Here is a 13,573-nt window from a genome sequence, read left to right on the forward strand (position 1 = left end):
TTATGACTCCGCACATCCAAGCTAGAAAAATGACATTGCTCCGGTAGTTTTAATGCCAGGTGATCCGCTTCGCGCCAAGTACATTGCCGAACATTTTCTCCAAGATGTTCGTCTAGTTAACACTTTGCGCAACATGCTCATGTACACCGGACGTTACAAAAAGAAAATGATTTCAATTTGCGCTTCGGGCATGGGTCAAGCTTCAATCGGAATTTATGCCTATGAGTTGTTTAATTTTTACGATGTCCAAAAAATTATTCGGATTGGTTCGGCTGGTTCGTACCAAAAAAATCTCCGTCTTTTTGAAGTTGTTTTGGCGACTAGTGCCTACAGCGAATCAACGAGTTACGGATTGAACATTTTGGGCGTGGAAGAGCAAATTTTTTACCCTTCGGAACTTCTGAACGAAAAAATTCGCCAAGCCGCTCTCAAAGTGGGCATTAACTTGGTTGAAGGTCCGATCCACACTTCCGACGTTTTCTACTCGGTAATTCCGCTCCAAGAAAGAATTGCCCAGACGCAAGCGATTTGCGTTGAGATGGAAGCAGCGATGCTCTTTGCCATCGCGCGTAAGTTTTCCCGTCAGGCGGCTTGCCTTTTGACAATTAGCGACAACTTAATTACTAACGAGGAAACTTCGCCCGAAAACCGTGAGCAAGCTTTCCAAGACATGATGCGTTTAGGGCTTGAGTTAGCCGAATAAAGTGCGAATTAAAAGTTGGATGAATGCTCTGTTTAGCTTGGTTTTTGTCGCCGGACCAGCGCTTTTAATGTTTTATTTTTGGCTTCCTGAGTGAAACGACAATAAGTATCAGATTCCGATCGGGTACTTGTATTTATCCGCATTTGGTTTAGTGATTTTCACTTTTTTAGCGACGTTTTTGTTTGTTTACTTAGGTTTAATTAGTTTTGATGCGCTTCGTTTTAGTTTGCCCTTGGCATTAGCATTTGCCGTCATTTTAGTCTCAAGTTTTTGACCAACTTGGGTCCGGGCTTTCGCGGTAATTTTGACGGTCATGTTCGCCTGACCAATCAACGGTTTAATTAGTCGGTTCAACTTTAAAAGATAAGCAAACTTGTATAATCAAGTTATTAATGAAGTTAAGTTCGTGGCTACCGAAACGGAGATTTGCCCACCATGTTTTACGCCTAATTATTCCGATCGCTCTTGGTCAAATGTTAGTCACTTCGGTCTCGTTTGTCGATCAGTTTATGGTCGGTTGGATTGAGGACGTTGAACAGCCGCTCACGACCGTTTTAATTACGACGGAAATTTTTCATGTGGCGATGAGTATCAACTTGGGGATTGGTCTAGTTGGTGACATTTTTGGCGCCCAGTTTTTCGGAGCTAAGATGTTTCGTAAGTTTAAAGCGGCTAACAAAATTAAAACGCTTACCAATTTTTGGGCCGCTCTTATAACGGTGGTTTTTCTCAACATTTTTGCCGAAAGACTGCTCGGTTTATTCATTGACCACCCCTACACTTTACGCGTGGCTGCCCGTTATCTCCGGCTTTTGACGATTGGCCATGTCATGTACGCGGTTACGATGAGTTTCATTGGCGCGCTTAACACGATTGGCAAACCGCGCTACCAACTTTATTCTTCGCTCGTGCCGCTCACGGTCAACATTTTCTTTAACGTGGTTTTTCTTTATTGGATGAAACTTGACCTTTCAGGCGCTGCCCTTTCAACTATTTTGGCTCGTTTTTTAGAACTAATGCTCGTCTTTATTTTTGTTTGGAAAAACCGGAAGTTTGTTTGGTTTGGTTGAAATTGGTGAAGATTTGATTTTCAGTTAGTTAAATCAATGGCCAGGCGCGGCCTCATTATTACTAGTCAAGTCGCGCTTGCACTCGGACTAGTGGCTAAAACAGCGGTTTGAACTAACAATTACCCGGATATTAGCGAAGCGGTCGGGATCGGTTATGCCATTAACGGACTTTTGTGGGCAACTTTCCCTGGTTTTAGCACCGCCTCAAAAGTTTTAATCGGACGGCGAATGGCGAACAATCAATTTGACCAAGCTTACGACGAATCGCGGAAAATGTTGCTAATCGTTTTTGTTTTTGGACTAATCTTGGGCCTAACCACTTTACCGCTCGCTTTTTTCTTGCCTAGGGCGGTTGGCCTGAGTTCGGCCAATGAAATTAGCGCTGCCCAGACGATGATTATCGTGGAAGCATTTTTGATCGTTTTTATTATTTGCGGAGTCTACATTTTTTCGCTGCTAGAGGCGGGCGGATTTTCATTTGCTTCAACTTTTTTAAACAGTTACTACGTGATTGCCGTTGTTTTTCCCTTCGCTAGCCTATTAGCCCATTTCACTAATATTTCGTTTGAGCGACTTTACCTATTAACCCAACTACTCCATTCGCTAGGTGTTTTTAGCGTTTCGCTACCTTTCTTTTTCCGCCGGCGTTGACTACGCAACATTACCATTAGTCACCGCTAAGGTTTGCTCTTACTAATTACGCGCAAAAATTCTTGGAAGAGCGGATGGGGATGCAGCGGATTAGCTTCAAACTCGGGGTGAGCTTGGACGCCGATGTAAAAAGGGTGACTTTTGACTTCGCACACTTCGGCTAGACCGGTTTGTTCATCAAAACCTGAGAAGAGAAAATCACCTTGATTGAGTTGCTCAACGTACTGCGGACTAGCTTCGTAGCGGTGCCGGTGGCGTTCGTAAGCGTGAGTTGAACCATAAATTTGGCTCACGCGCGATCCACGGACTAGTTTGGTTTTTGAACGACCCAGTCTTAAGGTCCCGCCCAGTCGGTGGTGTTTTTTATCTTGAATTAAATCAATCACAAAAGTTCCTTGGCGCGAAATTTCTCGGCTGGTCGGATTGGGAATTTGGAGTTCTTGAGCCTGAACAATCACCATCGCTTGGAAACCGTAGCAAATGCCGAGCGTTGGCAACTTGCGTAGTCGCGTAAAGCGGGCGACGGCAACTTTGCCAATAAAACCGCGTTTACCAAAGCCGGGCAAAATAATCACACCGCTAACACCTTCTAAACGCTGGGCGATCGTTTTTTCGTCAAGCAGCGAGCTTGAGGCTAGTCAAACAAGTTCCACTTCGCAGTGGGCATAGTTAGCCGAAATGTTAATCGCTTCGACGATTGATTTATAAGCGTCTTCTAGTTCGACGTACTTACCAACCATTGCGATGCGAACTTTCTTGTGTTTTGGTGCGTTAATTAGTTTGACGTATTTTTTTCAGTCCGCTAAATCGGGTCGTGGACAAGGTAGGCCAAAGTGTTGCAAAATAAATTTGGCTAAGTTAAGTTTTTCAAAGTAAAGTGGCAGTTTATAAATGTTATCCACATCAGGCACGGGCACGCAATGGTCGCGCTTGACAAAAGTTAGTGCGGCTGTTTTTTCGGCGATTGAAGCTGGAATAGCCGAATTAGCTCGCAAAAGAATCATGTTAGGCGACAAACCGCTCGCGTGAAGTTCGCGCACCGAGTGTTGAGTCGGCTTAGTTTTAAATTCTTCCGAGGCTTTTAAATAAGGAATAAACGAGCAGTGAATTAAAAAAGTTTGCCCCTGGTAGCGATGGGAAAACTCCCACAGAGCTTGTAAAAAAGGTTGCGATTCGATGTCTCCGACCGTTCCGCCCACCTCGGTAATGATAAAGTCGGCTTTAGAGCTAAGCGCAACTTGTTCAATTTTGTGGATGATTTTATCGGTCACGTGGGGAATGGCCTGGATTGTTTTGCCGTGGTAAACTCCGAGCCTTTCTTCTTCAAGCAACTCTTGCATTAACTTGCCCTGTGTGTAGTTAGAATCTTTGGTAAAAGTTTCGCCGATAAACCGCTCATAATGGCCAAGGTCTAAATCGGTTTCACCACCGTCAACAGTTACAAAAACCTCACCGTGTTGGTAAGGACTCATCGTGCCGGGGTCGACATTGTAGTAGGGGTCAAATTTTTGCACAAAAACTCGGTAATTGCGGGCTTTAAGCAAACGTCCCAGCGCCGCGGCTGAGACACCCTTTCCTAAACCAGATACAACTCCTCCCGTGACAAATAAGAACTTGGTACGTTTTAAAGGCATGGCACTCCTTGCAAAATAGCTACAAAATCATTTTACTGGACACACCGGCTGACCTAACCACGATTTTTCTCGTAGAATGTAATGGAAAGAGGGTGAACGTTGCGAGCATTTTTTGGCTCCCGCCAAACTCGAAACCGAACTTTGGTCCAGAAGATTGCTTTGAGCGGTATTATGCTCGGTCTAGTTTTACTGGCTCAGTTTTGCGAACGTTTCATGCCGATTTTTGCCTACATGAAAATTAATTTTTCGCTCGTTTTCATCTTGCCGGTCTTTTACTTTGCCGGTTGGTATTTTGGTTTGCTTTTGCTCGTATTAAGAGGCATCTTGGGAACGCTGATCGATTCTTTCACGCTTGCGACTTTAATTGGTCACGCAATTTTGCTGTTTGTGGAGACATTGCTCGTGCTGCTGATGTACCTTTACTCGTTTGTTTTTAGAAATGTGGTTAACCACAACTTAAAAATGCTTTTCATCATTTTGGCGACTTTGGTCAGCATTTGTTTTCTAGCCAGCTATTTGAACGCGACTTTGTTTTTACCCATTTACCTTTTTTACTACGGCATCACTTCTTCGCCCACGCTCGCGGCGGCCATTAGCGTTTTTGATCAGATTAGCCCCTTTTACTTTGGCATCCCTAACTACTGGGCGGGAACTTTGGTTGCTTACTGAGTTGGCAATTTTTGTAAGTTTGGGCTAGTTTTTACGCTTTACTTTCCGCTGGCTAAAATTTTGCGCGGTTATTACGCTGGATAAAATCGTTTAGCACTCTGGACACTAGTCTGCTAATTTTGGTATAATTAATTCAAAAGACGCCTAAGCAGTTAAAATTAAAGTTAAAAGAGGTGCCCATTGAAATATCCTGTTATAACAACTCGCGGAGTAATCGTTTTTCCCGGTTACACGAGTTCGTTAGATGTTGGTCGCAAGTCTTCGCTCAACGCGATTGACATCGCTATTTCCAAGTTTAACAACCAGTTAGTTTTGGTGTCCCAACGCGACATTCTCAAAAACGAAGTTGGCGGCAAAGCCGACCTTTTTAGCGTGGGGACTTTGGTGTCGATCAAAGTTGAACGCGAACACCAAACTAACGCCAAAACTTTAGCCGTGACCGGTCTAAAAAGAGTGCGGATCAAAGAGATTAGTTTGAACGAAGGTTTTTTGGTGGAAGCCGAAATTAGCGTTCTCAAAGACCGCCAAAGCAAAACGGGTGATGAAGGTTCGTTGGTAACTAAAATTTCCCGTAAACTTGACGCGGTAGTCGGGAGCATGGTTAACATTCCTAAGCACGTTCTCTCTTCGTTAGCCTCGGGCATTTCGGCTGGCGAGTTAGCCGACGTGATCGCCCATTACTTACCAATTGCACTGCCGAAAAAACAAGAAATTTTGGAAGCTACCTTAGTTTCTAAAAGGCTGAAATTAATTTTGCAGCACTTAGAAGAAGAGTCGCGAATTAACCAAATTGACAAAGACATTGATAAGTCGGTTCGGAAAACGCTTGATGGCCAACAGAAAGAGTTTCTTCTGCGCGAACGTATGAAAGCGATTAAGGAAGAGCTCGGAGAAATTTCTTCCAAAGACACCGAAATTGAAGATTGGAAGAAAACGCTTGAGGACAAAAAATACCCCGGAGAAGTTCGGGCTAAAGCTTTGGAAGAAATTAAAAAGTACGAGTCGACTCCGCCCATTTCGGCCGAAGCTAACGTCATTAAGAGTTACATTGAACTAATTATTAAACTGCCTTGGAAAACTTTCACAGTTGATAACGAAGACATTCAAAAAACTAAGCATGTGCTTGATAAATACCACTACGGTCTCAAAAAGGTTAAGGAACGGATTTTAGAGTACTTGGCGGTTAAAATTAACACCAAAAATTCTCACGCCCCAATTATTACTTTGCTTGGTCCTCCCGGAGTTGGAAAAACTTCCTTGGCGCGCTCGATTGGCGAAGCAATCGGTCGCGAAGTGATTAAAGTTTCGCTCGGAGGACTGCGCGATGAAGCCGAGATTCGCGGTCACCGCCGCACATACGTCGGAGCGATGCCGGGCAAAATAATTCAAGCGGTTAAAAAAGCCCAAACTTCTAACCCCGTTATTTTGCTTGATGAGATCGATAAAATGTCTTCCGACTACAAAGGCGACCCCACTTCGGCGATGTTGGAGGTGCTTGATCCTGAGCAAAACCGCAAATTTCAAGACCACTACTTAGAGTTGGAGTACGACCTTTCCCAAGTCATGTTTATCGCGACTGCTAACTACTTAGAAAACATCCCGGCTCCTTTAATTGACCGGGTGGAAATCATTCGTCTGAACCAGTACAGTTCAGAGGAAAAACTGGAGATTGCTAAACAGCACATCATTCCCCGTACGATTATGGAAAATGGACTCACCAAAAAACAGTTCAACATTTCTGACCGCACGATTGAGTATGTGATTGATAAATACACCCAAGAAGCTGGTGTCAGAGAACTTCAGCGGATCATGAGTAAGTTGGCTCGGAAAGTGGTCGTTAAAAAGTTAGAGGGCAAAGTTCAGGAAGAATTTCACGTCAATCAGCAAGTGGTAACTGAGTTTCTCGGTCAAGAGACGGTTTACAAAGAAAAACTGAAAGGACGCGCCGAGGTTGGTCTAGTCAACGGCATGTATTACTCGGCCGTCGGCGGCGGTTTGTTGCCGATTGAGGTGACCACATACCCAACTAAAAACGGCGAAATTAAGTTGACAGGTTCGATTCGCGACGTCATGAAAGAGTCACTTAACATCGCGATTGGTTACATCAGAGCTAACTCAAAACGGTTTGGCATTAATTTTGACTTTGAAAAAAACACCATTCAAGTTCACGTTCCCGAGGGAGCAATGCCTAAAGATGGACCTTCGGCCGGAATCGCTTTTGCGACCGCCGTTATTTCCGCTTTGCTCAACAAACCGATTGACAAAGACATCGCCCTAACTGGTGAGATTACTTTGCGCGGAAAAATTCTGCCGATCGGAGGACTAAAAGAGAAATCGCTCGGCGCGGTTGAAGCGGGCGTGAAACGAATTTTCATCCCTCGTTTTAACCAAAAGGACACCGAAGATTTAGCCAAAAAAGTTCGCCAGTATGCCCAAATTATTCCGGTTGAAAATTACAACGAAGTTTTTGAGCACATCTTTTCTTCTTAGTCTTAAATCAGTTTTCCAAAGTTAATTAGCGCGCTGGTTGAGCGCGTTTTTTTGACCAACTTTTCAGCGTTAAATAGGGGGCAAAACTGGGCAAAAAGTTTTTTTCCAACCTTGGTTTAAAGTCTATATAATAATTAAGCAACTAACGGCCTTGAGGTATTAGGTTGTTGATACGCCCAAAATAGTTGTCCTAGGCGGATCAAGAGTTAATACGGAGCCGGTTCTGTTCAAGAACAAAAGGAGACAACATGTCGCAAGTGAAGATTAAAATTCGTGCCTACGAAGCAGCGTTAGTTGACCAAGCGGCCCGAAAAATCACCACCGTTGCCGAGCAAGAAAACGCCAAAGTGTCTGGCCCAGTGCCAATGCCAACTCGGAAAGAAATTTTTACTGTTATTCGTCCGACGCACATTTACAAAAAGTCGCGTGAACAGTTTGAAATTCGTACTCACAAACGTTTGATCGTTTTAAGTAGTGTGAGCGAAAAATTATTGACCACGCTCAAACGACTGGAAGTTCCCTCTGGCGTGGAAATCCAAGTTGATTTTAAGTAGTAGTTGAAACAAGTCCGCCTTTGGAAGCGGACCGATGGGAGAAACATGAAAGGTATATTAGGCAGAAAAGTTGGAATGAGCCAAGTTTTCAGTCAACACGGACAAGCCATCCCCGTTAGCGTTATTGAAGTCCAGCCTAACGTGGTTAGCGCGGTCTTAGAAACCGAAAAACACGGCTACCAAGCTCTCCAGCTTGGCGCTTTTGATCGAAAAAAATCGACTCATAAAAAACCGCTAGTTGGTCACTTTGCTAAAGCTAACACGGTACCCAAAAAGTTTGTTCGGGAAATTCGCGACATGGAAGGTTACCAGTTAGGCGACCAAGTAGATTCCAGCATTTTCCAGGCTGGAGAACTTGTTGACGTAACTGGCATTAGTAAAGGCAAAGGTTTTGCCGGCGCAATTAAACGTCATAACCAACGGATTGGTCCTAAGTCTCACGGAGGCGGCGGAGGTTCTAAACCCGTCCGCCAAACTGGTTCGCTCGGTGACATTAGCGGCAACAAAGTTATTAAGGGTATGAACATGCCGGGTCACATGGGTCACCAGCAAGTGACAGTTCAAAACTTAGAAGTAATTAGCAGCGACCCTGAAAATGATCTCCTTTTAGTTAAGGGGTCAATTCCAGGTCCAACCAAAGGTTACGTTTTGGTTCGCCAAGCAGTTAAGGGTCTTAAAAACCGGGCAGGCGTAGAACTAGTTAACGTTCAAGAAACTATTTTGAAAAACAAGTTGCTTGAGGAAGCCAAAAAAGTTGGAGCCGAGATTAACACCGACATGAGCGTTAAACAAATGCGGGAAGCGATTGCCGCGGCTGAAAAAGTTCGTGAGCAAGAAGAGGCTCTTTCCCATGTTAGTCCGGCCGAGAAAAAACTGCGCGACGAAATTAAAAATTTGACTAACGAAATTGACCAAATTAAAGAACTTAGTGCCAAACAACAAAGCGAGAAAGACCACGAAGGAGTCAAAAGCAGTCAAACTAAACTGGCAGCTTTGGAAAAACTGTTGCAAGAAGCTCAGGCTAAATTGGCTAAGATTGCCGAGCCAATTGTTAGCCCAGCCGAGCCGCAAGCAAAAAGCGGTCCTGAAGAAGAAAAAGAAAAACCTCAGGACGATCAAACTAACGACGAAAGTCAACCCGATCAAAAAACTCCCGTCCGTCGCGATGCTCAAACGCAAGAGCAAAAAACTGATCCAGCTCAGTCTGAACAGACCGCGCCAAGCGATAAACCCGCCAGCAACTTAGCTTCAAACGCCGAGGCTGTTCAAACGCCGAGTCAAGGCCAGGAGGACGATAGTTCCCAAGCGCCAACTGAGTCTGAAGGTCAAGACGAAACTGAATCAGACAAGCCAACGGATGATCTAGCTAAAGAGCCTAAAGGTGGTGAGTAATGAATTCTAAACAAGTTAAAAAAGATCACCCAGCGCAGAGCAAACCAAGCTCTGCTAGTTCAAAGCCAGTTGAGACTAAAAAGACCCAACCAACTCAGGTCAAAACGGCTCAACCACTAACTAGCGAGCATAAAGATAAATCTTTGAAAAGTCATCACTCGCCAAAGGATGTTTCAGTTGCTCCTAAACACGCTTTTGACACGCATCACAAAACGGCGAAAAAATCGGTCTCAACGCCAGAAAAACACCCAACTCAACCGACCGCAAAAGTTTCTTCCTCAACTCCTGCAGCCAAAGAAAGCGCTCCCAAGCCACAAACTAAATCAACGCCGACTACCTCTGGATCTAAAATTCAACCAGCCAGCGGTTTAAAACCAGCCATTTTCGCGGTGAAAGTTAATCGGCAAGCGATTTTTGACGTGGTGCTTTCGGAAAGGGCTAGCCAGCGACAAGGCACTCACAAAGTGAAAAACCGTGCCGAGGTTCGCGGTGGCGGAGCTAAGCCATGGCGTCAAAAAGGAACCGGACGAGCCCGAGCTGGTTCTAATCGTTCGCCAATTTGAGTGGGCGGCGGAGTTGTCTTTGGACCGACTCCTAACGTCAACTACCAACTCAAAGTCAACAAACAAGTGCGCAAACTGGCTTTTCTCTCGGCCTTGACTCTTAAGGCTAAACAAAAAGCGGTTTTTGTTCACGATTTTAAAATCGCTCAGCCGTCAACCAAAAACTTCTTAAAACAACTTGCCAACTTAGCGCTAGACGACAAAATGCGCAAGCTACTTTTTGTGGGCGAAAACGAAAAATTGGCTTTATCGCTGCGCAACTTACCTGATTGCCAAATCGTCAAACCTAATTCGGTTCACGTCAGTCAAATCATCGGATCCGACGCGGTCATTTTTTCACCCGATGCTTTAACTAGTTTGGAAAGGATGGCTAGCTAATGCATGTCTCAGAAGTAATTAAGTCACCGGTTTTGACCGAAAAAACTTACCGCCAAATGGCTCAGCAAATTTACACTTTCGCCGTTGACCCTCGCACTAACAAGTCCGAAGTCAAGCGCGCCGTGGAATTTATCTTTAACGTCAAAGTTAAAAAAGTCAACATCATTAAAGTTGACCGTAAGCCTAAGAAAATGGGTCGTTTTGCCGGCTTTAAACCAGGTTACAAAAAAGCGATTGTTACGCTTAAAGAAGGCTCTATCGCGATTTTCCCTGAGGATAAAGATGCCCAGCCAACTGCTCCAACTGCCGCGGTTGACGAAAACATTAAATCCCAGTCAGGCGAGCCAACTAAACAGGCTAGCGACGTTGAAGCGCGGGCAGCCGCTAAAATAGCCCAGAAAAAACAGCCGCAGAAAGCAGACGAGCCAGCTGAGTCCAAGACTAAGCAGGCCGAGGAATTAAAACCTGCTAAACCGGCTCAAAAACCAGAACAGGCTGACAAGGAAACAAAAAAACCTGACTCAGGAGGTCAAGATGGCGCTTAAGAAATACAGCGCGGTGACTAATGGCCGCCGCAACATGACAAGTTTAGATTTCCGCGCCAACTTGACTGCTTCACGCCCGGAAAAATCTTTGCTTGGTAAACAAAAACAAACCGGCGGTCGTAATAACAGCGGGAAAATCACCGTTCGCCACCACGGCGGTCAAGTCAAGCGTAAGTACCGCTTCATTGACTTTAAACGCAACAAAGATAACATCCCGGCCCGAGTTAAAACGATCGAGTACGATCCCAATCGCTCAGCCAACATTTCGTTAGTCGTTTACCAAGACGGTGAAAAACGTTATATCTTAACACCCCGTGATTTAAAAGTGGGTCAAACGATTGTCTCGGGACCCGACGCTGACATTAAAATTGGTAACGCTTTACCTTTGAAAAGCATCCCCGAGGGAGCTTTTGTTCACAACGTGGAACTTTACCCGGGTGGCGGAGGTCAAATTGCCCGCTCAGCCGGTTTAGACGCTCAAATTCTTGGTAAAGATGAAAACGGAAAATACGTGACTTTAAAACTGCGTTCTGGCGAAGTGAGACGAATTTTAGCAAGTTGCCGGGCAACAATCGGAACAGTCGGCAACGAAGAGCACTCGCTGGTTGACCAAGGTAAAGCGGGTCGCAACCGTCACCGCGGAATTCGCCCAACCGTGCGCGGTTCAGCTATGAACCCGAACGATCACCCTCACGGCGGTGGTGAAGGACGTCAACCGATTGGGCGCAAAAGTCCGATGACTCCGTGAGGTAAAAAAGCGCTCGGTGTCAAAACTCGTAAAACTCGCAAAGCTTCCGATAAACTAATTATTCGTCAACGAAAGGGGCGTAAATAATGGCACGTTCACTCCGGAAAGGTCCGTTTGCTGACCACCACTTACTTAAGAAAGTAGCGGCAATTCTTGAAAGTAAAGCGCCGAAACGACCGATTAAAACTTGGTCGCGTCGGAGCACGATTTTCCCCGATTTTATTGGTCTGACTTTCCAAGTTCACAACGGTCGTAAATTCATTGATGTTTACGTTACCGAAGATATGGTCGGCCACAAGTTGGGCGAGTTTTCACCGACGCGCACATTTAGTGGTCACGGCGCAGACAAAGGTAAGAAATAATGACTAAAGTAGCTCGAGCTCACGTGAAAATTGAACGTATTTCAGCCCGCAAGGCACGTCTGGTGGCCGATACTTTCCGGCGTCAGTCAATCGGTGAAGCGTTGACCACTTTGCAAAACGTTCGGAAAAAAGCGGCCCCAATTTTTATTAAACTGCTCAACTCAGCCGTGGCTAACGCCGTTAACAACCACGGACTAAACGCCGACAAACTTTTTGTGCGCAAAGTTTTAGTTGACGAAGGGCCAACTTTGAAAAGATTCCAACCCCGAGGACGCGGTCGGGCTTTCAAAATTTTTAAACGCACATCAAGACTAACGATTGAAATCGAGGAGAGGTAAGCGATGGGACAAAAAGTAAATCCAAATGGTTTTCGCTTTGGCATCACTAAACCCCATAACGTCAAGTGGTTTGCCAACAAAAAAGACTACGTAAAAAACTTAGTTGAGGATCAGCGCATTCACCGCTTTTTTGACCGCCAAGTGAGAACTTACAAAATTGGTCAAGTGGAAATTTTGCGAACTCAAACCAACCAAATTATCGTTCGTATTCACACGGCTACGCCGGCGATCGTAATTGGTTCAAACGGAGACAACCTCAAAAAGATTCACACCGACTTAGTTAAGTACCTCAAAAATCGCGCGCTTAAAATTAGTCTTGACGTACAGGAAATCGAAAGACCCGAGTTAAGTGCTCGTTTAGTGGCTGAGGACATCGCGACTAAACTTGAAAACCGAAGTTCGTTTAGAGCGGTGCAAAAGTTTGCCATTCGACAAGCTTTGCGTAACGGCGCTCTGGGAATTAAAACCTCAGTAGCCGGTCGACTAAACGGCGTAGACATGGCAAGGACTGAGGGCTACGCCGAAGGCGAAATGAAACTTCACACTCTTCGCCAAGACGTTGACTATGCCACCGCTAACGCCAACACTACTTACGGGACGATCGGCGTGAAAGTTTGGATTTCCAAACGCGCACCGTGGTTAGGAGGTGCTCGCAATGTTGCAACCCAAGAGAACTAAGTACCGCAAGCCGCACAACATTTACCCGGATAAGAAAAACGCTACCAAGGGTAACAAGGTTGAATTTGGTGAATTTGGTCTGCAAGCTCAAACCGCTGCTTGAGTTACTTCGCGTCAAATCGAGGCCGCTCGAATCGCGATTACCCGCCGGATGGGCCGGGAAGGACAAGTAATTATCCGCATTTTTCCGCATTTGTCTAAAACCGCTAAACCAATCGGTGTTCGTATGGGTAAAGGAAAAGGAAGCCCGGAAAAATGGGTCGCAGTTGTGCGGAAATACACGGTTATGTTTGAGGTGCTGGGAGTTGACCCCGAAATAGCTTTGGCGGCTCTCAGATTAGGCGGGCACAAGTTGCCGGTTAAGTGGAAAATTTTGACGCGTCCAACTAGTGCGGGAGAGGAGTAGATCATGGAAGTTAAAGAGTTACAAAGCAAATCAGTTTCCGAACTACGTAGTTTAATTAACGATCTTAAAGCCGAACTATTTACTTTACGCTTTAAAAACGCCACTGGTCAACTGGACCAACCGCACAAAATTAAGTTAGTTAAACGCGACATCGCTCGTGTGTTCACGATTATCGCCCAACGTCAAGACAAGCCAGAACAAACCCAAGACAAGGCCGCTCCGGTCAAGAAAAAGGCCGCCAAAAAAAGAGCGACTAAAGTTAAAAAACCTTCCAAAGTCAAAAAATCTTCCAAGTCAGCCGCAACTAAGTCAGCTAAACCAAAATCAGTTAAGAAAAAGCCCGCTCGTAAAAGTAAACCAGCCGAGTCTAAATCGGGAGCAAAGGAGTAAAG

General features: G+C 45.2%; 14 protein-coding genes and 2 pseudogenes. 15 read left to right on the forward strand and 1 reads right to left on the reverse strand.

All coding sequences use genetic code 4. The features are described 5' to 3' along the window. The first annotated feature begins 2 nt into the window (after window positions 1-2). The 3 genes and pseudogenes from deoD to CSH31_RS03415 all read left to right on the forward strand — a co-directional run bounded on the left by deoD (window position 3) and on the right by CSH31_RS03415 (window position 2,454). A pseudogene (gene deoD / locus CSH31_RS03405) lies at window positions 3-703 on the forward strand (purine-nucleoside phosphorylase). 67 nt (window positions 704-770) lie between these two features. Continuing rightward, window positions 771-1,070: a hypothetical protein gene (locus CSH31_RS03410; protein ID WP_128008843.1), complete on the forward strand. Its 300-nt coding sequence runs from the start codon at window positions 771-773 to the stop codon at window positions 1,068-1,070. 25 nt (window positions 1,071-1,095) lie between these two features. After that, window positions 1,096-2,454, forward strand: a complete 1,359-nt coding sequence (locus tag CSH31_RS03415; RefSeq protein WP_127942994.1) for an MATE family efflux transporter — start codon at window positions 1,096-1,098, stop codon at window positions 2,452-2,454. On the opposite strand, the gene CSH31_RS03420 is transcribed toward CSH31_RS03415, so the two are convergent. Then, a complete protein-coding gene (locus tag CSH31_RS03420) occupies window positions 2,451-4,058 on the reverse strand; it encodes a CTP synthase (RefSeq protein WP_128008844.1) in 1,608 nt (535 codons plus the stop codon). The genes CSH31_RS03415 and CSH31_RS03420 overlap by 4 nt on opposite strands. Window positions 4,059-4,157: 99 nt before the next feature. On the opposite strand from CSH31_RS03420, the gene CSH31_RS03425 reads away from it, so the two are divergent. The 12 genes and pseudogenes from CSH31_RS03425 to rpmC all read left to right on the forward strand — a co-directional run bounded on the left by CSH31_RS03425 (window position 4,158) and on the right by rpmC (window position 13,571). Then, complete coding sequence (locus tag CSH31_RS03425) at window positions 4,158-4,811, forward strand: hypothetical protein (RefSeq protein ID WP_161565718.1); 654 nt, start codon at window positions 4,158-4,160, stop codon at window positions 4,809-4,811. A gap of 96 nt (window positions 4,812-4,907) precedes the next feature. After that, window positions 4,908-7,217 carry an endopeptidase La gene (gene lon, locus CSH31_RS03430; protein ID WP_127942997.1) on the forward strand — a complete coding sequence of 770 codons (2,310 nt, stop codon included), beginning with the start codon at window positions 4,908-4,910 and terminating at the stop codon, window positions 7,215-7,217. A 248-nt stretch (window positions 7,218-7,465) separates the two neighbouring features. Further along, complete coding sequence (gene rpsJ / locus CSH31_RS03435; protein WP_127942998.1) at window positions 7,466-7,771, forward strand: 30S ribosomal protein S10; 306 nt, start codon at window positions 7,466-7,468, stop codon at window positions 7,769-7,771. Between the two features lie 45 nt (window positions 7,772-7,816). Next, window positions 7,817-8,539 (forward strand): annotated as a pseudogene (gene rplC, locus CSH31_RS04685) (50S ribosomal protein L3); the annotation flags it as partial. Window positions 8,540-9,162: 623 nt separating this feature from the next. Next, on the forward strand, window positions 9,163-10,104 hold the full coding sequence (gene rplD, locus CSH31_RS05060; protein ID WP_128008847.1) for a 50S ribosomal protein L4: 942 nt from the start codon (window positions 9,163-9,165) through the stop codon (window positions 10,102-10,104). Continuing rightward, window positions 10,104-10,649 (forward strand): 50S ribosomal protein L23, encoded by a 546-nt coding sequence (rplW, locus tag CSH31_RS03450; protein WP_127943001.1) that lies wholly within the window; start codon window positions 10,104-10,106, stop codon window positions 10,647-10,649. Before rplD ends, rplW begins: the two co-directional genes overlap by 1 nt. After that, a complete protein-coding gene (rplB, locus tag CSH31_RS03455; RefSeq protein ID WP_127943002.1) occupies window positions 10,639-11,484 on the forward strand; it encodes a 50S ribosomal protein L2 in 846 nt (281 codons plus the stop codon). The genes rplW and rplB overlap by 11 nt, the downstream gene beginning before the upstream one ends. Beyond that, window positions 11,484-11,759, forward strand: a complete 276-nt coding sequence (rpsS, locus tag CSH31_RS03460; protein WP_127943003.1) for a 30S ribosomal protein S19 — start codon at window positions 11,484-11,486, stop codon at window positions 11,757-11,759. Before rplB ends, rpsS begins: the two co-directional genes overlap by 1 nt. Continuing rightward, window positions 11,756-12,097, forward strand: a complete 342-nt coding sequence (rplV, locus tag CSH31_RS03465) for a 50S ribosomal protein L22 (protein ID WP_127943004.1) — start codon at window positions 11,756-11,758, stop codon at window positions 12,095-12,097. The genes rpsS and rplV overlap by 4 nt, the downstream gene beginning before the upstream one ends. A gap of 3 nt (window positions 12,098-12,100) precedes the next feature. Then, window positions 12,101-12,775, forward strand: a complete 675-nt coding sequence (gene rpsC / locus CSH31_RS03470) for a 30S ribosomal protein S3 (RefSeq protein WP_127943005.1) — start codon at window positions 12,101-12,103, stop codon at window positions 12,773-12,775. Then, window positions 12,753-13,181 (forward strand): 50S ribosomal protein L16, encoded by a 429-nt coding sequence (gene rplP, locus CSH31_RS03475; RefSeq protein ID WP_127943006.1) that lies wholly within the window; start codon window positions 12,753-12,755, stop codon window positions 13,179-13,181. The genes rpsC and rplP overlap by 23 nt, the downstream gene beginning before the upstream one ends. Window positions 13,182-13,184: 3 nt before the next feature. Continuing rightward, window positions 13,185-13,571 (forward strand): 50S ribosomal protein L29, encoded by a 387-nt coding sequence (rpmC, locus tag CSH31_RS03480; RefSeq protein ID WP_128008848.1) that lies wholly within the window; start codon window positions 13,185-13,187, stop codon window positions 13,569-13,571. The last annotated feature ends 2 nt before the right edge of the window (window positions 13,572-13,573 follow it).

Source organism: Mycoplasma sp. ATU-Cv-508, from assembly GCF_004011945.1.
Taxonomy (GTDB): Bacteria; Bacillota_I; Bacilli_A; order Mycoplasmatales; family Metamycoplasmataceae; genus RYZV01.